Origin of the sequence: Streptomyces sp. NBC_01537, assembly GCF_045040445.1 — a bacterium.
Taxonomy (GTDB): Bacteria; Actinomycetota; Actinomycetes; order Streptomycetales; family Streptomycetaceae; genus Actinacidiphila.
In genome coordinates this window covers 7,157,949-7,181,621 of record NZ_CP109392.1, presented here as the reverse complement: position 1 = coordinate 7,181,621, position 23,673 = coordinate 7,157,949, and the positions used below count along the sequence as shown (strand labels likewise).

Below are 23,673 nucleotides of genomic sequence, written 5' to 3'. Positions count from 1 at the left end.
CTTGGCCGGGAATGTCACTGATCCGACGCAGCCTCATCGATCGTTGCGTGCTGAGGGTCATCGAACAGCCGGCCTGGAGAAACTTCCAGCCCTGAGGCGATGCGCAGGAGGGTCAGCACACTGGGGTTGCGTCGGCCGTGTTCGATGTAGATCAGGCCACGAAAACTCAATCCGCTGCGTTCGGCGAGTTGCTCCAAGCTATATCCGCGTTCCTCTCTGAGTCGGCGGATTTGCATACCAATGGACAGCAGCCGCGGATCGGGCAGCGATTGACTTTCAGACACACGGCGACTTGACCGCCGCAACAGCACGAGGACCATGAACAGCTGTGCATAATCACGGTCGGTAGTGGAGAGAATGTGACCAAGCGCACGGCGAGCAGGCCGGCAGGTATCCGGCCAAGCGACTGGCCAGCGACTTGGTGCGCATGTTGCGAATGAAGTACCCGCCAGGAGGCGAACACAGAGGCCACCCATCCGGCTTCGTCATGCCGCTCGGCCAGGCCCATGAACGGCAGCGCCCGTTGGGGGCAACAGATAAGCGAGTCTTCGACCCCGTAATGGAGGATGCGTGAGCACATCACACGTACCGTTTGACCGTTGGCACAAGCGGTATCCGAAGCCCAACCGCGGGGACACACCGTGCCGCTGCGGCACCAAGCAGCGCCCCCTGTATCCCTCGGCAGATCACGAGCGAGGACGCCGTTGGCAGGCACGTTACACGGATTCTGCCGGCACACAGTGTCGACCGGCATTCAAAACATGGCAAGAAGCCCTCGATCACTTGATTGACGCGCACACTAATTCACACGACAATACCCACTACGATCTCAACGCAGACCACGCGAACATCGAATCATTCGCAGCACAGATAATTGCGAGAAAGCGAAAGAGAAAGAAGAACGCGAATACGACAGACACCTACGAGAGTCATATCCGCAACCACATCGTTCCGTTCGCCGGGCGTCGCCTCGCACGGACGCTACGCCGTCGAGACTCCATGGCCTTCGTCGACTACCTGATCGACAAGCCCAGCGTCTCGCCCTACACCGCAGTCCAGATCTTCAAAACCTGGCGCATCCTCGTGAACTACATGGTGGATGAAGACGTTCCCCTGCCGCCCAATGTCGTCGCCCGGATCGATCTTCCTGAGATCGACGACCGCGTCACGGTCGCCCTGTCTGCCCAACAGGTCGCCGCAGCCGCTGAGGCAATGCGGATGGTCGCACCGCGATACGAGATGCTGGTATGGCTCGGAGCCTGTGCTGGGTTGCGCGAGGGCGAAGCCTTCGGGCTGAAACGTACGGGGGTGGTGTGGACGGAGGATCACCTCTACATCGAGGAGCAGAGGCAGCGCGGCAAGGCGGTGAGGCTCAAGACGAAGGCCAGTTTCGCGACATTGCCCGTGGACCACTTCCTGACCGAGCGCCTGGCTGAGCATGTCTCACACTTTTCCGGACCGGAGGCAGTCTCTCCACGCACCGAGCGACGGCGTCGGGCCTCCGGTTACGTCGAACCGCTGGACGAAGGTCTGATCGTCACGAACCGATTCGGGAGGCCGGTCCAGCGCAGCGACTTCCACCAGAAGTGGCGCAACGCCGTGAAGCTGGCCGGACTGCCGGAAGGCATCCGGTTCCACGATCTCAAGCACTTCTACACCTCCACGCTCGCTGCCTCCGGCAGACACGATCCGAAGACCGTTCAGGCGCTCTCACGACATGCCGAGTTCTCCGAGACCTGGGACACCTACGCGCATCCCCCGCTCGCTGTGGAGGGCGTGAAGGTGACGGTATTCAGTAACGCTTTCACGCCCGTCGAGACACCGAGAGTCTCATCGCTGGAGGAGACGTTTCCGGGACCGAGGGGCTCGTCGGGCTGTGTCCAGCCCGTTGCCGCAGACTCAAGGATCGCGACGCACTCCACGTGATGGGTCATCGGAACGACCTCACACAGAGGGGGGAACTGGAGAAAGGGCAGGTCAGCATTGGTTCGCAGTAGACTCACCTGCGGCGACACCTGCGATCTGTCATGGTCTTAACCACTATGGGACCCCACGGCGCTTCAGTGATGCGCTCAGTCCAAGGGTCGTGTGGGTTCAGGTGCCCACCCTGGTCCTAACGCCCTTCCGGTTCACCCTCTCGCCCCTAAAGCCGTGAGGCGGGAGAGAAGAAGTTGAGTGGACTCGAACCGGCACTACACAAGGCCGTCGTCGCTACTGGGAGCGCTCTGGGACTCTTCTGGGACTTCCGGCTGCATCAAGACGTCCTGGCGCGCTCGCCCTTCTCCCGCGTCAACACCGCACACTGGGACCGCACCCTCACCCGCACCCTCGACGAGGTCATCGGCCAGCAGTTCTCCACAGCTTCAGCAGTCCCGCCCAGCTCGGCCCCAGCAAAGGCACCTTCGAGCACCTCACGCGCCACTCGCGTCACACAGGACGGCCGCACAACCGAATAGGGCAGTACCCGTCAGAACAACATGCCCTACGAGGCCTGTGCGGCCGACCGTTTGAACACCTGCCGGCCGTGCCAGAACACGAACCTGGGATCGACGAGGGGCCGGCCGGGCCGGGGCGCAGCCAGAAGCTGCCCGTGCAGGGCATCGACGGCCTGTCCCGCCGGGCTGCGGGCCACGTACAGCCGGGAGACCTGAATCCGCAGATCGGGCATCAGCCCGAGGACGCCGAGATCGAAGAGCGTGTGGTGCAGGGAGCACAGTGCCAGGCCGTTGTTCACATCGTCCGGTCCGTCCTGGCTATGCCACCGCACGTGTGCGGCCTCCAGACCGACCGGGTGTCGGCCGAGAGCTCCGTCGTATCCGCACATCGCGCAGGCGTAGGCGTAGGCCTGAAGGACCTCCTCCGCGAACCCGGCCCGTCGCGCCCGGCGCTTCTTCGCCGACGGCCGGTAGACCGCGTCCTCCACATCGGCCAGGTCCAGACCCACGGCATCACAGATGGCCGCTTCCAGCCCGGGCGTGAAGTGCAGGTCCAGCAGCAGCCGGGCAGCCGCGGCGAGAGTGCCCGGATCGGCCAGCACCTTCTCGATCCGCGGATGCAGACGGCCGTGCGCACCCCGCGCGCGCAGCCACCCCCCACGCGCTGGTACGTCCGGACCGATGACGCTGCCATCGCGGCCCCGCAGCTCCCACAGATCGCGCTCCAGATACACGAACGGCATCGCCGCCCTCTCCCGGGCCCTCGACCGGCTCAGTACCGCTGGGCCGAAGTCGTTGATCAGGCGGCTGACCGGCTCCTCGGCCTCGTCGTACGCGACCGCCGTGCTTCCACAAGCGGCGAGCCGACCGAACAACCACAGCATGAGCAGCGGCTTGTGCGGGGCCCTGCGATTACCTATCTGCGCGCGCCGCAGCGTCGCCAAGGCGTTCATCAGTTCGTCACCCGTCACCCGGTTCACTCTGCCATCCGACGGGCAACGAGACGACGCCGGATACCTGGTACCCGATCGGCTGAATTTCGCGGGAGGCTTCGACACGGGTGGCGACGTAGAGCAGTGTGCTCTTGACCATGCGTCATACCAACTGATCCGCTTGGGTAGTCAGGTCGTCAACCTGGGGGGTTCTTTGTGCGCTGGTCGGATCCGCGTGCGCTGTTGCGGTCCAACAGCCGTGATGTGACAAGTCTCGGCCCCTCCTCCGTGCCCGCACGCGCGCAGCCACCCTGGAACCTCGGCGAACAGCACGAGGACTGTGGCGACTGGCACGGTCCCAATGGCCGGGTGGCCGAGATGGGGCTGGCGATGCCCGTCTGCACCGCGAGGACCGGGCAGGCCACGTCCGAAGCGAAGGCGCGCTCATGAGGTGGCGGCGGGGCATGGCGGTCGCCGTTGTCGCTGGGGGCGGCGCGGCGACAACGATGCTGATGGGTCTGGTCACGAACGCGGTGTCGGAGCAGTCGCACTGGCCTTCGTGGCTTGGCTGGCTGCAGCGCCACGCCTGGCTGTCGTTCATCCTGCTGGGAGTGGCTCTGGTCGGTCTGACAGCACTGCTCGCCGCCTTGGCAGAGCCCCGGACACCCGACAGCAGCCCGGATCCGGCCGTTCGCCCGAACGATGAATCGGGGCCGCCGGGTGCGGCCCTCGTCCTGCGTTCGCTGCCCCGGGATACCGCTGCGTTCACCGACCGCTCCGCGGAACTTGAGCGGTTGACGCGTTCGGTGGAAGCCTCGCAGGCCGGTGGGGAGTCGCTGCCCGTGCATGTGATCGACGGGATGCCCGGGGTCGGGAAGACGACATTCGCGGTGCATGCCGGGCATGTGCTCTCTGCACGGTTTCCCGACGGGCAGCTCTTCGTGAACCTGAATGGGCACACGCCGGGCCGCAGCCCGGTCCAGGCGACAGACGCCCTCGCCTCGCTCCTGGCAGCCATGGGAGTGCCCACCCAACGGATACCGGTCGGGGACGACCCCGGTGCGGTCACCGAGGCACGAGCCGCCTTGTGGCGGAGCCAGCTGGCCGACAAGAAAGCGCTGCTCATCCTTGACAACGCCGCCAGCTACCAACAGTTCGAGCCACTGCTCCCCGGCGGAACCGACTGCCTCGTCCTGGTGACCAGTCGCAAGCGTCTTGCGGCAAACGAAGAGGTGGTTCTGCCAGTCGAAGCCCTACCACCCGATCACGCCATCTCGCTGTTCAGACAGCTCAGCAGACGGCCAGCCGAAAGTTTCGACAGGACGGTACTGGAAGAATTGGTTCAGCTCTGCGGCTACCTGCCACTCGGGGTGTCACTTCTCGCCGCCCGACTGCGGCACCATCCGACCTGGAGCCCCGAGGACCTGCGCGGGCGCCTTCTGGCGGCCCGCGACCGGCTCGGGGAAATGCGCGCTGGAGAGCGCGCGGTGGCAGCAACGTTCGATCTCTCCTACACGGATCTTCCGTCCGAAAGGCAGCGGTTCTTCCGCCGGCTCGGCTTCTTCCCCGGAACAGACATTGACGCATATATCGGAGCCGCGCTTGACTCGAATACGTTGGCGGAGGCGCGCAGGCACCTCGATGCCCTCTATGACGACCACCTGATCGATGAAAACCCAGGGAACCGCTACCGGCTTCATGATCTCTTACGCGACTACGCCCGCGGTCTCGCCGACGAGGGGGACAGTATGGACCACGCTCAGGCCGTGGCGAACGTGTGCATCTACTACCTGGTCGCCCTCGCCAGCGCCAACAAACACCTCGTCCGTAGCGGCTCGGTCATGAGCGCTCCGCCATCGCCCGAGGCGCCCGTAGAGATTCCCACAATGGAGACACGCACCGTCGCCCTGGAATGGCTGGAGGACGAGCGGCCCAACGTGCTGGCCTGCATTGAGCAGGCGGACTCACTGGCAATGCACTCGATGGTCATCCGTCTCGCCGCGGCCATGGCCCCTTTTCTCCGGCAGGCAGGTCCCTGGGATCAAGCTGTCGACCTCCACCGCGCTGCCGCAGAAGCAGCCCGGCACACCGGCGACCGGCAGGCATTGGCCGATGCGCTCGCCGAGCTGGGAGTCGTACGTCGCTTCATGGCCTGTTACGCGGAAGCCGCCGAAATACTGAGCGAAGCAGTGACCCTCTACGACGCCGTCGGTGACCTGCGCGGCAAGGCCAATGCCCTGAACCAGGCAGGGATCGTCAGCTACATGACGGCAGACAACGAAGCAGCCGCCCAGGCACAGACGGACGCACTCGCGCTCTACCGAGGGCTCGGAGACCGGCTCGGGCAGGCCAACGCGCTGGCGGATCTCGGCATGGTGCGTCGGCAGACCAGCAGGTTCGACGCGGCGATGGAGACACAGAGCGAAGCCTTGTCGATCTACCGTGAACTGAACGACCGCTACGGGGAGGCGAATTCGCTGCGGGACCTCGGCGTCGTGCACTACCTCACGGGGCAATACGACCGAGCAGCCGAACGGCATCGCAAGGCGTACGACATCTACCGGGACCTCAACGACCGGGTTCACCAGGCCTACGCCCTCAACGAGATGGGCACGGTACGCCGGCTCACCGGCGACATCTCCGGCGCGCGCGAAGCCCACACCCAGGCACTCGACTACTACACCGAGCTCGGCGACCAGTTCGGGCGAGCCAACAGCATCCGGCACCTGGGCACACTTGAGCGGCTGGCAGGACAGGCACCGGAGGCGATCCGCGCCCAGGAGGAGGCGCTCGAGCTCTACCGAGACCTCGGCAGCCGCGGCGGCGAGGCAGACGCGCTGAGCGAACTGGGTGCGGCACGAGGTAGCGCTGGCGACACGGCCGGCGCCACGGACGCATTCGCGCAGAGCCTGGAGATCCTGCGGCAGCTCGGCGACCGGTGCGCGGAAGCAGAGGTCCTGAACCACTGGGGCAACTTGCTGCACAGCGACGGGGATCCCACCGCCGCACGGTCACGCTTCACTCAGGCGCTGGACATCGCGCAGGAGATCGGGTGTCCCCTGGAGGAAGCGCGCGCTCTGGAGGGCATCGGCCGCTGCGACCTGCTGGCGGACGAGCGCAGCCAAGCCGTGTCCTCGCTCCGCGCAGCGCTTGCCGTCTACGGCCGACTGGGCGTGACCGGCGCAGCCGCCGAGGTCGAGCGGCTGCTACTGGCGCAGGCCGGATGAGCCGGAGCATTTGTCGTGGTACCACGTCGACCGTGTCATCAGGTCAGGCACCGTGACCGGTTTCGGTATGCCGTCACGCCCGGCGCGGCTGATACGTTGCAAGCCGATCAGTCGCACCAACCATCCCCTGCGCCGTGCCGGTCGCCCGGCACGCACACAATGAGGAGCGTTGAATGCAACCACGCACGACTGTTCCCTCATCGCCCGACGCGGCACGTCCCGGACCGGCGGCCTCGAACACGGCGCACGGCTCCGTCGTCCTGGACCGGATCGCCGCCCGCGTGCAGCTCCGCCTGGCAGCCGAACGAACCGAGTCAAACGCCATCGGCGACGGCAGCCACGCGGCATCGCTCATCTGGCCATGGCCACTGTGATCCCTTCCGCTTGATGACGCCACCCCACACGCCCTTCCGAACATTCATCCTCAAGGTCGCGAACCGCTGCAACATCGACTGCGACTACTGCTACGTCTTCAACTCCAAGGATCAGGCGTGGCGGAACCTGCCCGCGCGAATGAGCCTGGACGTTGCCCGAGCGGCGGCCCTCAGAATCGCCGAGCATGCGACGACGTACGACCTCCGCGCCATTCACGTCGTGCTACACGGCGGCGAGCCGCTACTCGCCGGCCCGCGACACCTGTCGGACCTGCTTCGCACCTTCCAGGACGGCATTCCTCCGGACACAACCATCCGCTTCGAGCTCCAGACCAACGGGACGCTCCTGTCAGAGGCCTGGCTCGACCTCTTCGAGCAGTACGCAGTCACCGTGGGCGTCAGTCTCGACGGGCCGCCGGACGCCAACGACCGGCACCGCCTCACTCACACCTCCCGCTCCAGCGCCGCCTCGGCCGTACGGGGTATCCAGCTGCTGCGATCCAGGCCCCATCTGTTCGCCGGTCTGCTCGCCGTGGTCGACCTCGCCAACGATCCTGTAGAGGTCCACAACTACCTCGCGTCCTTCGAGCCACCAGTAATCGACTTCGGCCTGCCCCACGGCACCCACGACACGCCACCCCACCGCAATGACCCCGCAGCTCCCGAATACGGGCTTTGGATGAGCCGCGTCTACGACGCCTGGCTCGCCCAGCCCCAGTACAGCCACAGCATCCGCATGCTGGAGGACATCGTGGCCCTCACCTCCGGCGTTCGTGGCGCGGTAGAAACCCTCGGACTGGCCCCGCCAGCCAGCATCGTCATCGAATCCGACGGCACCATCGAGGGCGTGGACACCCTGCGCTCCGTCGAAACCGGCGCCTCCTGGCTGGGCCTCGACGTCTTCGACGAATCCTTCGACGCGGCCATCCACCACCCCAAACTCCTGCACCGGCAGCACGGCAAAGCCGCCCTCGCCGAGCAGTGCCAGGCTTGCCCGCTGGTGGAGGTGTGTGGCGGAGGCTACCTCCCGCACCGCTACAGCACAGCCCGCGGATACCAGAACCCTTCCGTCTACTGCGCCGACCTGGAGTACCTCATCCGACACGTCCAGACGTCGCTCCAGCAGCACGACTGGAACCCGCACACGCCTGCCCCAGCGGCCCCATAACCCAGCTGCACCACGACGATGGAAGCGCTCACCGGCGCAAACGCACAACGAACAACAGGAGACGCCGATGAGCGTGACGATCCGCCCCGCCGAAAAGAGCGACGTCCGGGCCGTTGCCGAACTGATCGAAGAGATCGAGCGCTTCTACGGATCAACCGGGATCCAGCCCCTCGACGAGCGCCAGTCCCAAGTGGAGGAGGCTCTCTTCGGCTCGCCACCGCTGGCCTCCGCCCTCCTGGTCCAGGACGAGACCGGAGACGTTATCGGCATCGCCGCCTATTCCTTCCTGTGGCCGGCAGCAGGGTCCTCCCACAGCCTCTTCCTCAAGGAGCTCTACGTCCGCAGCACCCTCCGTCGACAGGGGATCGGCGCCCGCCTCATGAACGAGCTCCGCAACATCGCTGCAGCACGGCCAGGATGCAGTCGCGTCGAGTGGATGACCGACCGCGACAACCCCATCGCCCGATCCTTCTACCGGACCCTTGGGTTCGCAGAGTTCGACGGCAAGATCGTCTACCGGGTCGACACCAGTGGACCGCGCCACCGGCCCACAGCGTGAGGCGTCGCGCCCAACTGGGCGGCCACGTCTTTTGTTCGAAGCCCCGGTCGCACACGCCAGGATGATCCGGCAGCGCAGCGCCCACGACTGCGGCGTCGACCGACGCCGCACCCACCCCTCCAGGGCAGCCCGCTCATCGTCCGACAACACCAACTCGGCCTTCGGCCGACCCGTCCGCGCCACAACAGCAGTCTAAAATTATGGACAGAATTCCTGACTCAGAAGACTAGAGGTGGTTGCAATACGTGCCCCTCGGGGGTGTTGCGATGGCCAAGTCGTATCGAACGGCGCATTCCAGCGATCATCGCAACACGGTGATCATTCCAGTGTTGCGACGAGCTCGACGAATGGCTCACCGTTCTGTCCCGCTCAGCCTCCATGCCCGTCACATCACCATTCACGGCCACCTCAAGGTCTGGCGCCGCCGCCAAGTCCAGGGCATCACTCTCCCCTACGACTAAGACGGCCTCCCCTCGGCGACCTCGTCCTCCTCTGGAACGCCGATGACCCCACCTTCATGGCCGTCGACCTCGGCACCTCCCTCGAACGCCTCGCCTGGACCCGCACCCGCCGCCCCTGGCACCATCTCGTCTTCGGCCCTCTTGCCGGAGCAGCCCCGCCCGCGACCTTGGATGCGATACGCACAGCCACGCTCCTGCTGGGCCATGGCATCACCTCAGCGCCTCACGGCGCGGGTAGCGTCACGCGCCGCATCCTTGGGGTGGCCTCTCGTCCAACCGCCGCCCTGGGCGTCAGCCGAGCCGTGCGAGAGTGCTACTCGTTCTGGAGCCATACGACCATCCTCCCGGTCCCTTAGCCCGTGGTCAGCCAGCAACTGGATACCGCTGCTTCTCGGCCCGCCTCGCCCTGTTGCTCACCGTCCATGAAGCAGGGACCGTCGCCGCGTCTGACCTCCCTGTAGGACAATCGATGCGATCGACGGTGCTGTTCCCGATGGGCGGGAGCTTGGTCTTTGGAGATCGGGTGTTCTGTCAGTGGCGTCTGTCACGCTGGGATACAACTGGCGACGTGGATCTCGGGCGGGACTCGGGCCCGTTCCGGGGTGCAGGGACGACAGGCGATCCGGGAGCAGGAAGTTGACGCGGGTGAGCATCGAAGAGGTCGACGAGGCGGACCAATTCGTACAGGACACGGCGGTGCCGACCGTCGGCCAGTTGGTTACGGTACGTAATCGGAATTGGGTCGCCACGGCGGTGGAGCGCTCCTCGATCGCGGTCGAGGAGCCGGGTAGTCCGCTGCTTGCCGAGGCGCAGCATCTGGTCTCCCTGGTTTCGGTGGACGGCGATTCCGGTGACGAGGAGTTGCGTGTCCTGTGGGAGCTTGAGCCCGGTGCTACGGCCCGTGAGCAGCATGCCCTGCCCTCCCCGGCGAGTGGGTTCGTCGACCCGGCGAAGTTGGACGCCTTCCTTGATGCGGTGCGCTGGGGTTCGGTGGCAACGGCGGACAAGACGCTGCTGCAGGCGCCGTTCCGCTCCGGGGTGAAGCCGGAGGACTATCAGCTGGACCCGGTGGTGCGGGCGCTGCAGATGCCGCGTACGAACCTGTTGATCGCGGATGACGTAGGTCTCGGTAAGACCATCGAGGCGGGTCTGGTGATGCAGGAGCTGATGCTGCGGCACCGGGCGCGGACGATGCTGATTGTGTGCCCGGCTTCGCTTACGCTGCAGTGGCGCGATGAGATGCGCGACAAGTTCGGCCTGGGTTTCAAGATCGTGGATGCGGAGCTTCTGAAGGAGCTGCGCAGGTCTCGCGGGCTGTACGCGAACCCGTGGACGCACTACCCGCGGTTGATCGTCTCGATCGACTGGCTCAAGCGGGAGCGGCCCATGGCGCTGCTGCGTTCGATCCTGCCGTCGGCGCCCCAATATCCGCGTGCCTTCGATCTCCTCGTCGTAGATGAGGTGCATACGTGCGCGCCTTCGGGGTCCGGGAAGTACGCGGTCGACTCGCAGCGCACCGACGCGATCAAGACTTTGGCCCCGCACACCGAGCACCGGCTGTTCCTGTCGGCGACCCCGCACAACGGCTACCTGGAATCGTTCACCGCCCTGCTGGCCCTGTTGGACGGCCACCGCTTCGCCCGCACCCTGGAGCCCTCGGAAGAGGCCAAGGCGCAGGTGATGGTGCGGCGACTCAAGCGGGATCTGCCGCCGAACTGGGACGGCAGCCCGCGCTTCCCGGAACGTGACCTGGACCATCCCCTGGAGGTCGTTTACGACGCCGCCACTCGGGACGCCTACGCGAAACTCGACCAGTACGCGCAGTCCCGCCGCGAGACGATCTCCGGGCAGCTGACCTTGAGGGGTGCCGCGCCGAGCCGGGCTGCGGACTTCGTCGTCACGCTGCTCAAGCGCCGCTTCCTGTCCAGCCCGAAGGCCTTTGCCAATACGGTGGAAACCCATCTGAAGACGATGCTCGCGCGGGAGCGGCACAACGAGGCCGAGCGGGACTACGACCGTGGCGCGTACACGGTGGCGGAGAAGGTCCTCGCCAAGATGATCGGGCAGTTGGAGGAGACGGCTGAGGACGACGCCGCTTTCGAGGAGACAGCGCAGGAGGCCCTTGCCACAGCCCGCCGGTTCGCCCCGGCGCTTTCCCCGGCCGAGCAGAAGCTGCTGGAGGACCTGCGCGACTGGGGGGACCGCAACTCGGAGAAGGCCGACGGCAAGTTCACCGCTTTCCTCGGCTGGCTGCGCGGCATTGTGCAGAGAAACGGAACTGATGGGGTGAGCGGCAGCTGGGACGGTGAGCGGGTCATCGTGTTCACCGAATACCGCGACACCCAGCGCTGGCTGCATGAACGGCTCATCAGCGCCGGTGTGCCGAACGAGGCGATCGCCCAGCTCTACGGCGGCCAGGACCGTGATGAGCGCGAGCGCGTCAAGAACGTCTTCCAGGACGACCCCGACATCGACCCAGTGCGGATCCTGCTCGCCACCGACTCCGCGAGCGAGGGCATCAACCTGCAGAACCACTGCCACCGGGTCCTGCACTGGGAAATCCCGTGGAACCCCAACCGTCTTGAGCAGCGCAACGGCCGAGTGGACCGGCATGGACAGACTGCGGCGAAGGTCGAGATCGTCCACTTCGTGCCCCAGGGCTGGGACCGGCAGCGCGAGGAGGACACCGGATTCACCGAGGGCACCTTGGAGGACGCGATGGCGTTCCTCGGCGTCGCAGTGCGTAAGGTCGAGCAGATCCGCACCGACCTCGGTAGTGCCGGAGAGGTGATCGCCAGCCAGGTCGAGCAGAAGATGCTCGGCAAGCGCTCCAGTTGGCAGACCACCGACAGGGAGATCCAGAGCCTGGCCGGCAAGGCCGTACTGAAGATCGAACGAAATCTGGCGCACGACCTTCAGCAGGCTCAGGAACAGCTCACCCGGACCCGCACCGAGCTGAACCTGAACCCGGACACGATCGAGCGGGTCGTACGCACTGCGCTCCGCCTGGCCCACAAGAAGGATCTGATCGAGACTCCGTCACCCAGGGGAGTCAAGGCGCGCTGCTTCAAGCTCCCGGAACTGAAGGAGGGGTGGGCGCAGGCACGCAACGACGGCCTGCGGCACCCGGTCAGCGGCAAGGAACGCCCCGTTACCTTCGACCAGGACTACGCCGGACGCACCGACGTCGTGCTGCTGCACCTGAATCACCGCCTGGTCGACCTGTGCCTGCGTCTGCTGCGCGCCGAACTGTGGTCCCAGGGCGAGCACGGCGCACATCTGACCCGCGTCACCGCACGGATCGTCCCCGGCGACCTGCTGCGCAACCCGGCGGTGATCGCACACGGCCGCGTCGTGCTCACAGGCAACCGCGGAGTGCGCCTGCACGAGCAGATCGCCCTGGCTGGCGGATCGATCGAGCACGGCAAACTGACCGTGGAGAAGAGCCCCGAGGTCCTGGAACACTGGCTCGCCGCCGCGTCGCAGGACGCGCCGCCGCCCGAATTCCTTGACCGGCTCACCGCGCTGTGGGGCGCGCTGGAGACCCCGCTCGGCAGAGCGCTGCAGACCGAGTCCAACAAGATCGCGCGAAAGCAGCGCAGAGTCCTGGACAAGCGCTGCGAGGAAGACGTCAAGGCGATGCAGTCGGTACTGACCGATCTGGAACGCAACATCCGCGAATCTCTGAACTCCAACCCGCTCTGGCGCCAGGACTCCCTGCTGACCCCTGATCCGGAACGCGAACAGCTCAAGAAGGACCACACGGAACTGGAGGCACGCCTCGCCGCCGTTCCCGAACAGCTCGTGTCCGAGGCAGCGGCTCTACGCCATCGGTACGCGGACCCGGTCGCGCGCCGCTTCCCCGTGGCGGTCACCTTCCTCATCCCCGCCTCCCTGACCGTAGCCACTCCTTCACACCAGGCAGGCCACTGATGCCGACGCGTACCCGCTTCCCGAAACCGGAGCAGCAGACCCCGATCGAGCAGCACGCGGAGTGGCTCAACCTGCTGCGCCCGGACGGGCCTTTCCTCACCGCGAAGATCCTCGCGGAGGCATTTCCACAGGGCCTTGACGTTGTCGACACCCCACTGCGCGCCCGCCTCCGGCAGGCGTGGGCCGAACTCCAAGCCGAACCGGCGACCCTGTGCAGCGCATGGCAACACCTGGTCCTGGAGGAACTGCTCGGCTACCGGGGCCAGGCACTGCGCCAAGGCTCGATGCTCCCCCGCGAACTGACCGACCACCCCGGCACAGCCCCCGACGCACTGCTGATGGGTCCGCCCGACCCGACCACCGGCCTGCCCGGCGCGGCCGAACGCGCCCTGATCTACCGCCGCCCCTGGGGCGAATCCCTCACCCGGGCCATGAAGGGCCTGCCATCGCTGGCCGAGCAGGCTGCCGAACTGTGCCGGCGCCGTGCCGTCTCCCTCGCGCTGCTCACCAACGGCACCCTGTGGGTCCTCGTCCACGCCCGACCCGGAGCGCCGACCTCCGTGGCGGTCTTTGACGCCGACACCTGGTTCGAAGAACCGCTGCTGCTGCGCGCCTTCACCTCACTGCTCGGGGTCCGCTGCGCCGCGATCGCGGCCAAGGACCGAGAGGGCAAGGACACCGATTCCCTCGCCGCCCTGTTCACCCGCACAGCCGACGACACCACCGCGGTCACCAAGACTCTCGGCAAGCAGGTACGCGCGGCTGTTGAACTCCTCGTCGCGGAACTCTCCCGCCTCGACCGCGAGGCCGACGGCACCGTGCTGGAGGGCGTCGCCCCGCGTACCGTCTACCGCGCCGCGCTGACCGTCATGATGCGCATCGTCTTCCTCCTCTACGCGGAGGAACAAGGTCTGCTCCCGGCCGACGACGAGCTGTACGCCGACTCGTACTCCGTCACGAAGCTCTACGACCGCCTCGACCAGGACGACGCCGACATCGCCGACCGCTGGAAGGCTGCCTGGCCCACGCTGCTCGCCACGTTCCGAGCCGTCCACGGCGGTGCCCGGCACCCGGACATGTGGATCCCCGCGTACGGCGGATCACTGTTCGACCCGAAACGGTTCGCATGGCTCGAACGGCTTAAAGTCACCGACCGCGTCGTCTTCGCCATGCTCGACGCACTGATCAAGCTCAAGCGCACCACGCCAGCAGGCAAGGTCACCTCGACGGAACGCCTGTCCTACAAGGGCCTTGACGTCGAACAGATCGGCCATGTCTACGAGGGCCTGCTCGAACACTCCGCCATTCGGCTCGACGAAACCCGCCTAGGACTCAAAGGCAAGGCCGGTGCTGACGCCAAGCTCGCTGACCTTGAAGCATGGAGCGCGGCGGGCCATCTTCAGGCCGAGACCGTCAAGCTCGCCGGACTGACGGCGAAGCAGTTCACCTCCGCGATCGTGACCGAGCCGACCGGTGCACAGATCGGCACGCTCGACGCTGCCTGCGACAACGACCCCGAGCTCGCCGCCCGAGTCCGGCCGTTTTACGGTCTGTTGCGCTCCGACCTGCGTGACGAGCCGGTTGTTCACCCTGCCGGGACGGTTATCGTCACCCAGGTCGGCGACCGGCGCGACTCCGGCACTCACTACACACCGCGCGCCCTCGCCGAAGAGATCGTCCTGTACACCCTCGACCCGCTGTGCTTCTCTCCCGGCCCCCCGGACGGCATCCCGCGACCCTCCGATGGGATCCAGCCGCCCGAGTGGCAAGTGCGTCCAGCGTCAGAACTCCTGGCACTCAAGGTCCTCGACCCCGCGATGGGTTCCGGCGCGTTCCTCGTCTCGGCATGCCGGTACCTGTCGGAGCGGGTCGTTGAGGCATGGGACCGTGATGGGCTGCCGGACAAGGTCAGCGCGCGTCTCGGCGAGCATCGCGAGGACCGTGACGCGAAACTCCTCGAAGCCCGTCGCATGGTCGCCGACCGCTGCCTCTACGGCGTCGACATCGACGAGATGGCGGTGGAACTCGCCAAGCTCTCACTGTGGTTGGTCACCCTCGCGAAGGGCCGTCCGTTCAACTTCGTCGACCACGCCCTGCGCTGCGGCGACTCCCTCATCGGTTGCTTGACGGCGGACCAGATCGAAGCCTTCCACCTCACCCCAAGCGAAGGCCATCGCCTCAACGCCCGCCTCAGCGGCGAAATCGACAAGATCACTGGTCCACTGCTCGCCCAGGCCGCGGAACTGCGCCGTGACATTGAGCAACACGAGGTCATCGACATCCGAGACGCTCGGGCGAAGGCTGCGAAGCTCGTCGAGGCCGAAGCGTTGACCGAACAGCTCCGCCTCGCTGCGGATGCTGTGGTCGCGGCGAAACTGTCCACCGCGACGACCAAGTCCGATGACGCATACGACAACCGTCTCGCTTCCATCGCCGAGCTCGTCGAACAGGCACTACTGGGAGACAAGGCCGCAGCGGCCGAGGCCCGTGCCATCGTCGACGGCTGGCTCCTCGGCCCCAACGGCGGGTCGCGCACTGTACCCCTGCGTCCCTTGCACTGGCCTCTCGAATTTCCCGAGATTATCGCTGATCCCCTTCGCGGAGGCCATCGATTCGACGCAGTGGTGGGGAACCCACCCTTCATCGGCGGCACTGAGATCAGTGGCCGAATTGGCAGGGACAATCTCAGCTACGTGGGACAGGTAGTCTCCGGTGGCTTCACTGCTGGGGGTCGCGCTGACCTCTGCACGTACTTCCTATTGCGCAACTTGCAACTGGCTCGGGGAAAGAGATTCGGGCTCATCATGGTCAACACGATCGCACAAGGAGATTCCCGAGAGGTCGGACTAGTTCGAGCTATCGGCACTGGATGGATGATCTACCGGGCAATCAAGTCAAATCCATGGCCTGGTGGAGCTGCCGTTCACGTATCGCTAGTTTGGATGAGCAAAGCCTTGGAGAGAGATCAAGTCGTACTTGACGGTGATTATGTTTCTGGAATTAATGCGAGTTTGACGAGGCCGTCGCGAGTAACTGGGGACCCTCGCAGCCTCAAAACATTCTCCGGGCAGTATTCCGAAGGCTGCAAGACCACTGGCACGGGATTCCTGATCGATCCTTCCGAAGTGCAAGCACTTATCGAAAGCAATGAACGGAACGAGGATGTCCTATTCCCGTATTTGAGCAGCAGTGAGATCAACAGTCGACCTGACATGTCGGCGACGCGATGGGCCATCGACTTTAATGATATGTCTGAGGATGAGGCGCGGAGGTATCCGGAACCCTTCGAAATCATCGTCGAGCGCGTCCGCCCAATGCGCCAGCGTCTGAAGTCCGACGGCAGCTTTCAGTTGCGAAAGCCACTGCCGCAACGGTGGTGGCAATATGGCGACAATCGGACCGCCATGCGTAAAGTAATCGCCAATTACGAGCGAGTGCTCGTAATTGGCACTCACACCAAGTATGGAATTCCATGCCTCGTTGCTAATGATCAGGTTTTCTCTAATCGATTGTTTGTATTCTATTCGGCTGATCAGTCGGCAATGCTTGCCCTTCTCACCAGCGCATGGCACTTCAACTGGTGGACAGTCAAGGGCGAGGCCACGTTGGTAGATCGACTCATCTACACCCCCTCCGACGGCTTCGACACGTTCCCGCAACCAGATCTCACCCCGCGCATCCGTGCCGCCGGCGAGGACCTGGATACTTACCGTCGTAGCGTGCAGCTGACGCGCACACCGCAGCTCGGCATGACCGACCTCTACAACGAGGTCCACAACCCGGCGAACCTCGACTCCGACATCCAGCGTCTGCGTGAGATCCACGTAGAGATCGACGAGGCCGTCACCGAGTCCTACCTCGCCCATCCCCTCGCGGCGCGGTTCAGTTGGACACCGCTCGTGCTGAACCACGGCTTCCATGACACTGTCCATGGCCTGCGGTGGACCGTAGACCCGGATGTCCAGATCGAGATGAACGACCGCCTGCTCGAACTCAACCATGCCCTCTACGCGGACGAAGTCCGCCGGGGTCTCCACAACAGGAAGGGTTCCGCCAAGCCCAAGAAGGCCGCCGCCCCCCAAGCGCCCCATGACCCGGGCGATGTGATCTGGTAGCGCCGTCCGCCACCGGAGGTCACGTGTAGCCCGCGCCTTGGCCGCGATCCGTCTGCTCTGTCAGCGCCTCGCCCTATCGTTGTGACCTATGAGCGATAAGTTGCCGTCCGCGACGTCGAACAGCCCGGTCCTGGCTGTCCCGTCCCCCGGCGTGGTACGTGACGAGCTGGCCGAGCTTGTCGTGCTGGACCTGCTTGGACCGGTGGGCGGCCACCTGGAGGAGGTCGCGGACTCCCCGACGGACTGGTACGTGCTCGGGCGGCTCGCACCGAACGGCACCACGATTGTGCCGGAGGAGCTGGACGCCTCGCTCGGCGACAGTGAGCTGCCAGCTGCGGATGAAGGTTCACCGGACGCGGACGCGCCGAATGTGCCGAGCTTGGCTCCGTCGTCGGTCGGTTTCACCGCGCGAGTGTGCGGCGACGCCGACCGTCTGGAGGTGACCGGACGATGGGCGCGTTATATCCGCTCGCATTCGACGGATCCAAGCATCGAGAAGCTGATCTGGCGACGCACCCCCCACACCGGCTGCGTCCCGGTCAAGCTGGTCGAGGGCCTGGTGGAAGCCGTTGTGCTCGATTCCGAGGACGAGAAGGTGGTGCTGCGCGGGCGGGTGCGCCGTTTCCACGACGATTGGCTGGTCACGCTGTTTCTGGTCAACGCGACCGAGACCGACTCCAACTCAGCGCTGCACTGGGTGTTCCAGGCCGAGCTCTCGGCGACCGGTGCGGACGGTGCGGCGGTGTTCCTGCCCCGGCATGAGCCCGGATCCGGTGGCGATGCCGTCGACCAGGGCGAGCAGCGACGGTTGGCGATGGCCTACCGGTTCAGCCCGGAATTCGCGGTGGGGCACGCGACCGGGGTGGGCGCGACGGCCAGCGGCACCGACCCGATGAGAGCGGTCGCGGTTCAGACGAAGGCCGCGCCGGAGTACGACATCGCGCAGACCGACGCGCCGTCGTTCGACAGCGATCCGGACCTGCCGGAGCTGGTGGACCTGTTGGTCGACATGAAGGAGCTGGGTGAGTGCGAGCCTCAGAGACTGCGGGCGGGGCTGGTGCCGCTGGTGGTCGGCTATCGGGCGTGGATCGAGCGGGCCGAGGCGCGGATCGGACAAGGCGGCCAGTATCTCGACGAGTACGCGGATCAGGCCAGGGAGGCGCTGACCGAGGCGAAGCGGGCGGCTGACCGGATCGAGGCGGGGATCGAGCTGGTGCTCGGTGACCCGGACGCCCTTGCCGCGTTCCGCTTCGCGAACAGTGCGATGCACTTGCAGCGTGTCCATACACGGGTCGCCGCTGCCCGGCGCCGTGATGGATCCCGTGACCCCGACGCGGTGTTCCGCGACGAGGACAAGCCGGTCAACCGCTCCTGGCGTCCGTTTCAGCTCGCGTTCCTGTTGCTGAACCTTCCCGCGCTGACCGATCCGGCGCACCCGGAGCGCGCCACGGGAGCCGATGCGGTGGCGGACCTGCTGTGGTTCCCCACCGGTGGCGGCAAGACGGAGGCGTACCTCGGCCTGACCGCCTACACCCTCGCCATCCGCAGGTTGCGGCCGGACCTCGGCGGTCTCGACGCGGGCCACGGGGTCGCCGTCCTGATGCGCTACACCCTGCGGCTGCTGACGATCCAGCAGTTCCAGCGTGCCACCGCGCTGATCTGCGCGTGCGAGGTCCTGCGCCGCAGGGACGAGCAGCGGTGGGGTGAAGAACCGTTCCGGATCGGCCTGTGGGTTGGGGGAAAGGTGTCCCCGAACACGACCGACAAGGCCGTGGACTGGGTCAAGGACGTCCGCCGGGCGAGCGGGAAACCCAATCAGAACTCCGGCACTCCCTATCAGCTCACCAGCTGCCCATGGTGCGGAACGAAGATCGAGAAGGGCCGGGACGTTGATGTCGACAAGACTCTTCGCCGCACCTTCCTGCGTTGCCCTGAGCTGTTCGGTTGCCCCTTCGGCGGCGGCGACCCGAACGGTGAGGGCTTGCCGGTCGTCGTCGTCGACGAGGAGATCTACCGACTGCTGCCGAGCCTGGTGATCGCGACCGTCGACAAGTTCGCGCAGCTGACCTGGAACGGGCGCACCCAGGCTCTGTTCGGACGTGCCTCGCGGCACTGCTCCCGGCACGGCTACGTCACCGCCCAGATCGCCGAGGAGGACTGGGAAGCCACCAGCCATCTCGCGGAAGGGCGCTATCGCGCCGCGACGCTCACCGCGGCCAGGCCGGTGCGTCCGCCGGACCTGATCGTGCAGGACGAACTCCACCTGATCTCCGGTCCGCTCGGCTCGCTGACCGGCCTGTACGAGGCCGCCGTGGACCGCCTTGCCACCTGGGAGTACGCGCCGGGCAAGACGGCGCGGCCGAAGGTGATCGCCTCGACGGCCACCGTGCGGCGCGCCGAGCGGCAGATTCATGCCCTGTTCGACCGGCGCACTGAGGTCTTCCCGCCGCAGGGCCTGGAGATCGGTGACAGTTTCTTCGCCAGGCAGCGGTCCACGGACTCGCATCCCGGCCGCCGTTACATCGGGATCTGCGCCCAGGGGGTGCGCACGAAGTCCACGATGATCCGGGTGTACGTCGCTGTGCTCGCCGCCGCGCAGACCGTGCACAAGAAGTACGGGCACAACCCGGTGACCGACCCCTATATGACCCTCGTTGGCTACTTCAACAGCCTGCGTGATCTGGGCGGCATGCGTCTGTCGGTCGAGGACGATGTCTCCACCCGACTGGAGCGGATCAACGAACGCGGCCTGTCGCGGCGTTACGACCTGCGGCTTGAGGAACTCACCTCGCGCCTGACCTCGGAGAAGATCCCGGACATCCTCCAGCAACTGGAGTACACCTTCCCCCGGGCGAACAAACTGACGCCGATCGACGTGCTCCTGGCCACCAATATGATCGCCGTCGGAGTGGACGTCTCCCGGCTCGGCGTCATGGTCGTTGCCAACCAGCCCAAGTCCACGGCCGAGTACATCCAGGCGACCAGCCGCGTCGGCCGTGCCGCCCCCGGCCTCGTCTTCACCGTGTTCAACTGGGCTCGCCCGCGTGACCTGTCCCACTACGAGACCTTCGAACACTTCCACGCCACCGTGTACCGACATGTCGAAGCGCTCTCGGTCACCCCGTTCGCGGAACGTGCCATAGACCGCGGCCTGACCGGGGTACTGGTGGCGCTGGCCCGCAACCTGGAGGCCGGCGACAACGGCAACCTCGGCGCGCAGACCTTCGATACGCACAGCAGCAAGGCCGACCACATCGTGCGCTACCTGGAGCGCCGCGCGGGCGAGGTCGCCACCGACCGGGCCGTCGCAACCCGGGTACGCGAGGAACTCGACAGCATCCTGGACCTGTGGGCGCGCGAACAGCGCCGCCCCGCCGCACGGCTCGCCTTCGACGCCAAGGGCAAGGCCGACGACATCGTCGGCCTGCTCCACAGCCCGGATTCCGGCCCGTGGAAGCGCACGACCTGTCCGACCTCGCTGCGCGAAGTCGAGCCGGGCATCCGGCTGGTACTGCGGACCGCACCGGGCAATGCCGACGACCACGAGCAGCACCCGTTCCTCCCGCGCCCGAACCCGGACGCCGACGGCGCCGGACACGAAGAGGACCCATCATGACCATCACCGCGCCCGGTTCGCGCCCGGCAAGCGACCTGCGAGTCGGGGAGCTGAGGCCCAGTCAACTGCTGCACACCTACGGTGTGGGCGCGGTCGCCGACCTCCCCAACCTCTCGGTGATGATCCTCGGGCTCGACGAGTGGGAGCTGGAGAAGGCCGCGATCGTGCCCGAGGAACGGCTCCTGGCGGCAGTGCGCAGCAAGCTCGGCGCCCAGGTGCAGAATCTGCGGATGCCGCCGTACACACCGGAGGACCCGAGCGATTTCACCGGTGCCTGGTCCCGGATCGGTGTGCCGGTCGCGGTGTTCCCGGGCTGGCTGCGCTGCACCGACAACCGGTGCAACCGGCTCGCCCCGGCCGACTCAGGACTCTTTCACCTGCTGCCCAACAGTGTCGCGCCCGACCAGACCCGCTTCGTCCACTCCTGTCGCGAGACCGGCCGCAAACGGCCGACCGCGGTGCCGGCCAGGTTCGTCTCCGCCTGTCCGGCCGGACACGTGGACGACTTCCCGTGGATGTACTTCGTCCACCGCGGTGCACCGTACGGGACGGACCACACACTGAAGCTCGTCGAGCGCGGCACCACCGGCGAGGCGGCGAACATCTTCGTCGAATGTTCCTGCGAGGTGAAAGCCCGGTCCATGGCCGAAGCGATCGGCACCCGCAGCGAGCAGGTACTCCCAGCCTGCCGGGGCCGGCACCCGCACCTGGGAACCTTCGAACCCTGCACCGAACAGACTCGGACTATGGCGCTGGGCGCGACGAACGGTTGGTTCGCCATGCAGCTGCGGGTCTTCTCCATCCCGCATGCCGACAATCCGGTGGACAGCGCCGTGGCCGAACACTGGGCCGGGCTGCGAGTGGTGGCGCAGCTGCCACGTGAGACCGCGCGCCTGGTCCTGCCCACCCAGGTGATGTGGCCACAGCTCGAACGCTTCGGCGCGGACGAGGTGTTGGACGCGATCGCCCGGCGTCAGGGCGAGAACCAGCCCAGCGCCGCCGAAGACACCGACGCACTGGACATCGCCGGACCGGAATGGCTCGCCTTCATCGGCAGCCCGCAGAACCACCCCGACTTCAGCGTCAGCAACGAGCCCGTCCCGGCCGCACACCGCAGCTGGCTCGGGCAGGTACGTCTGGTCAAGCGCTTGCGCGAGGTATCCGCCCTGTACGGGTTCAGCCGGATCGACGCGCCAGAATGGGGCTCCGCGACCAGCGGCGGCGAGGCCCTGGAGGAGAACCGCGCACCCCTGTCCAGTTCCGCGCCGATCTGGCTGCCATGCGCGGAAACCCGCGGCGAGGGGATCTTCCTGCGCTTCGACGAGAAGCGGGTCACCGCCTGGGAACAGGACCCGAACGTCATCCGACGCACCAGAACCCTGATGAAGGCACACCAGAAGTGGTGCGCCCAGCGTCGCACCGACGCGGACTGGCCGGGCATCCGCTATCTGCTGCTGCATACCTTCTCCCATGTCCTGATCAGAGAGTTCGCCCTTGAGTGCGGGTACGGCGCCTCTGGAATCGGCGAGCGGATCTACGCGCGCTCCGGTGCCGATCCAATGGCAGGGATCCTGCTGTACACCGCAGCCCCCGACAGCGAGGGCACCCTCGGCGGACTGGTCACCCTCGGCGGACAGAACCGACTCGGTACGTTGATCGACCAAGCGCTCGAAGCCGCGCGGCTGTGCGGCTCGGATCCCCTGTGCGCCGACCACGACCCAGTCGCCCACGGCCGCCTGCACGGTGCCGCCTGTCACGCCTGCCTGTTCGCCGCAGAAACGTCCTGCGAACGGGGCAACCACTTCCTCGATCGCGAACTGCTCGTCGAAACATTCAGCGGCCGACCGGGCGGGTTCTTCTGTGCATGAACGGCCACAACGCTCCCGAGACCGCGCCCAGCCTGCCCGAAGTACTCTCCAGTCTCGTCGCCACTCTCCCCGCGACGCACCTCGCTGCCTGGATCAACGTCCTGCGCACGGTGCCTACCCCCGACCGACGCACCGAATCCCGCCTCATCGCCGCGCACCCGGGCGTCGGACTCGGACCGCGCGCCAGCGTGCTGCTGTCCGCATGGCGCTCCACCGATCCACAACTGCCAGGATCCGCCCTGGCCCTGGCCCTCGAAACCGCCGGCCACCGATACGAGCAGGATCTCGCCACCCACCACGTGGAAATCGCCGTCTCAGGACCGGTGAGCGACGCGGTGCCGATCAGGCTCACCGCATCCGTCGCAATCCAGGTAATCCGGGCCGCCAGCACCACGCTCCTGGTCACCAGCTACGCCGCGTTCGGCATCCAGGAGATCGTCAGCGAGATCAGAGCAGCGGCGGACCGCGGCGTAAGCGTGGACCTGGTCCTGGAGACTGCCCACGCTTCCGGCGGCAGGCTGCACGGAGACAGCGACGGACGCACCGCGTTCCACGAACTGCGCTTCCACCCGGACGTGCACCTGTGGCAGTGGGCGAACGACGAACGACACGGCCCCGGCGGCCGACGCGGCAGCATGCACGCCAAGGTCATCGCCGCCGACCGGAACACCGCCTTACTCGGCAGCGCCAACCTCACCGACAACGCATACAGCGACAACCTGGAGATCGGTGCCGTCATCCGCGACCCCACCGCCGTCGCCAGTCTCGTCGATCACTTCATCAACCTGATGCACTCAACGGACGGCCCATTGATCCCACTGCCCTGGCAACCAGTCTCATAGGGTCGTGCGCCCTGGGTTGGTTCCGGATCAAAATGCGTTCCCGCAGCCCGCATGGTCTGCAGGCGACGGGCCCCGCTCTATCGCACAGTGCCCGGCGGATCACAACCGGTGGCGGGTGGGTAGGGTGCGAGTCTGTGACGGTT

General features: G+C 66.3%; 13 protein-coding genes. 11 read left to right on the top strand and 2 right to left on the bottom strand.

What is annotated here, in order from left to right; genetic code table 11:
• Window positions 1–14 precede the first annotated feature (14 nt).
• Entirely contained in the window at window positions 15–320 is a 306-nt protein-coding gene (locus tag OG607_RS33050; protein ID WP_405731203.1) for a helix-turn-helix domain-containing protein, read from the bottom strand.
• Between the two features lie 463 nt (window positions 321–783).
• Between OG607_RS33050 and OG607_RS33045 the strand changes: the two genes are divergently transcribed.
• Window positions 784–1,926 carry a tyrosine-type recombinase/integrase gene (locus tag OG607_RS33045; protein WP_405731201.1) on the top strand — a complete coding sequence of 381 codons (1,143 nt, stop codon included), beginning with the start codon at window positions 784–786 and terminating at the stop codon, window positions 1,924–1,926.
• A 245-nt stretch (window positions 1,927–2,171) separates the two neighbouring features.
• On the top strand, window positions 2,172–2,456 hold the full coding sequence (locus OG607_RS33040; RefSeq protein ID WP_405731200.1) for a hypothetical protein: 285 nt from the start codon (window positions 2,172–2,174) through the stop codon (window positions 2,454–2,456).
• 26 nt (window positions 2,457–2,482) lie between these two features.
• On the opposite strand, the gene OG607_RS33035 is transcribed toward OG607_RS33040, so the two are convergent.
• Complete coding sequence (locus OG607_RS33035) at window positions 2,483–3,406, bottom strand: phosphorothioated DNA-binding restriction endonuclease (protein WP_405731198.1); 924 nt, start codon at window positions 3,404–3,406, stop codon at window positions 2,483–2,485.
• A gap of 425 nt (window positions 3,407–3,831) precedes the next feature.
• Between OG607_RS33035 and haaT the strand changes: the two genes are divergently transcribed.
• From haaT to drmC, 9 genes are all read left to right on the top strand, one after another.
• On the top strand, window positions 3,832–6,594 hold the full coding sequence (gene haaT, locus OG607_RS33030) for a cyclophane-containing RiPP biosynthesis TPR protein HaaT (RefSeq protein WP_405731196.1): 2,763 nt from the start codon (window positions 3,832–3,834) through the stop codon (window positions 6,592–6,594).
• A 173-nt stretch (window positions 6,595–6,767) separates the two neighbouring features.
• On the top strand, window positions 6,768–6,968 hold the full coding sequence (haaA, locus tag OG607_RS33025) for a HaaA family cyclophane-containing RiPP peptide (protein ID WP_405731194.1): 201 nt from the start codon (window positions 6,768–6,770) through the stop codon (window positions 6,966–6,968).
• 13 nt (window positions 6,969–6,981) lie between these two features.
• Window positions 6,982–8,136: an FxsB family cyclophane-forming radical SAM/SPASM peptide maturase gene (locus OG607_RS33020; RefSeq protein WP_405731192.1), complete on the top strand. Its 1,155-nt coding sequence runs from the start codon at window positions 6,982–6,984 to the stop codon at window positions 8,134–8,136.
• A 67-nt stretch (window positions 8,137–8,203) separates the two neighbouring features.
• A complete protein-coding gene (haaN, locus tag OG607_RS33015) occupies window positions 8,204–8,695 on the top strand; it encodes a cyclophane-containing RiPP N-acetyltransferase HaaN (protein WP_405731190.1) in 492 nt (163 codons plus the stop codon).
• A 1,106-nt stretch (window positions 8,696–9,801) separates the two neighbouring features.
• Window positions 9,802–13,089, top strand: coding sequence for a DISARM system SNF2-like helicase DrmD (gene drmD / locus OG607_RS33010; protein WP_405731188.1), 3,288 nt, complete (start codon window positions 9,802–9,804; stop codon window positions 13,087–13,089).
• Window positions 13,089–17,204 carry an Eco57I restriction-modification methylase domain-containing protein gene (locus OG607_RS33005; protein ID WP_405731186.1) on the top strand — a complete coding sequence of 1,372 codons (4,116 nt, stop codon included), beginning with the start codon at window positions 13,089–13,091 and terminating at the stop codon, window positions 17,202–17,204. The genes drmD and OG607_RS33005 overlap by 1 nt, the downstream gene beginning before the upstream one ends.
• Window positions 17,205–17,292: 88 nt before the next feature.
• Window positions 17,293–20,820: a DISARM system helicase DrmA gene (drmA, locus tag OG607_RS33000; RefSeq protein ID WP_405731184.1), complete on the top strand. Its 3,528-nt coding sequence runs from the start codon at window positions 17,293–17,295 to the stop codon at window positions 20,818–20,820.
• Window positions 20,817–22,688, top strand: coding sequence for a DrmB family protein (drmB, locus tag OG607_RS32995; protein WP_405731182.1), 1,872 nt, complete (start codon window positions 20,817–20,819; stop codon window positions 22,686–22,688). The genes drmA and drmB overlap by 4 nt, the downstream gene beginning before the upstream one ends.
• The gene (gene drmC, locus OG607_RS32990) at window positions 22,685–23,530 is read left to right on the top strand and encodes a DISARM system phospholipase D-like protein DrmC (protein ID WP_405731180.1); all 846 of its coding nucleotides are present in this window, start codon (window positions 22,685–22,687) and stop codon (window positions 23,528–23,530) included. Before drmB ends, drmC begins: the two co-directional genes overlap by 4 nt.
• Window positions 23,531–23,673 lie beyond the last annotated feature (143 nt).